2 protein-coding genes and 1 pseudogene are annotated in these 1,052 nt (G+C 70.8%); all 3 read right to left on the reverse strand.

Annotated elements, in window-relative coordinates; all coding sequences use genetic code 11:
• Positions 1-206 (reverse strand): hypothetical protein (locus tag IV04_RS26510; RefSeq protein ID WP_037441852.1); only part of this gene is annotated, 206 nt, incomplete at its 3' end.
• A 48-nt stretch (positions 207-254) separates the two neighbouring features.
• Positions 255-551 (reverse strand): hypothetical protein, encoded by a 297-nt coding sequence (locus IV04_RS24545; protein ID WP_037441855.1) that lies wholly within the window; start codon positions 549-551, stop codon positions 255-257.
• Positions 548-1,052: pseudogene (locus IV04_RS26670) on the reverse strand (inorganic phosphate transporter); the annotation flags it as partial. The gene IV04_RS24545 and the pseudogene IV04_RS26670, both read right to left, overlap by 4 nt.

A 1,052-nucleotide genomic window follows, 5' to 3' on the forward strand; every position in this document is an offset into this window, starting at 1 on the left:
TCCGCGAGCTGCGACTCGATGGCCGGCTTGCCCAGGTCGGCGAGCAGCGCCGCCTCGAAGTCCGTGCCGCGCTCGACGAGCATGCGGCGCAGCCCCTCGAGCTGCAGCCGCCGCCAGGCCTCGGGCCGGGTGGTCCCCTGCGCGAAACCGTAGCGCAGGCCTCCGACGATCTCGGTGATGGCGGGGATCGATGCGACGTCGCTCATGCGCTCACCTTACTGTCGACGGCTGGCAAGAGCGAGCGGCCCGGGGCCCTACTTGTGGAAGATCGGGATGATCAGGTAGATGCCCGCCAGCACGCACAACGCGGAGAGCCCGAAGCAGATGTTCGCGGCGATCTGCGCCCAGCTGGGACGCCCGGATCCTTCCAGGTCGTCCTCCTCGTCGTCGCGCGACGGGCCGTTCGGTTCGCGGGTTCCGTCCTCGCGCAGCGGCGCGGGCGCCGGGATCGCGAGGAAGCGGATGCCGAGCGCGTAGAGCCCGACGACCACGCACGCCGAGACGAGCGCCGCGATGAAGACCTGCAGGAATGCGATCCAGTCGATGGTCATTTGTCGTTCTCCTCGTCACCGGCGGCGCGAGCGGCGCGTTCGTTCGTGCGGATCGCGGCGCGCTCGACCGCCCGGATCTGCCGTTCCGCGTCGTCCGCGGCCTGCTCCGCCGCGCGAGCCGCGTGATCGGAGCGCACCGCCGACTTCGCGATCGGGGTGAGCGGCGGGATCGTTCCGGTCTCGGTCGGGACCGGCTTGACCTTGCCCCGCTTGCGGATGCGGACTGCGTAGCCGGACTCGGCGACGTCGGGCACGTTGATCGCGTTGGAGTGGTCGACCTTGTTGCGGCTCGACCGCCAGAAGATGAAGAGGATGAAGAGGAGGCCGAGGACGGCGTCGATGATCACGCCGGTCGTGCCGAGGCCCTGGGCGAGCAGCGCAGCGAGCGCGCCGACGATCGCGGCCGAGGGCAGCGTGAAGAGCCAGCCGAGCGCGATGCGGCCGACGGTGCGCCAGCGGACGCTGGATCCGCGACGGCCGAGTCCCGAACCGATGACGGAG

The sequence above is a fragment of the Serratia sp. Ag1 genome, from assembly GCF_000743355.1.
GTDB lineage: Bacteria > Pseudomonadota > Gammaproteobacteria > Enterobacterales > Enterobacteriaceae > Chania.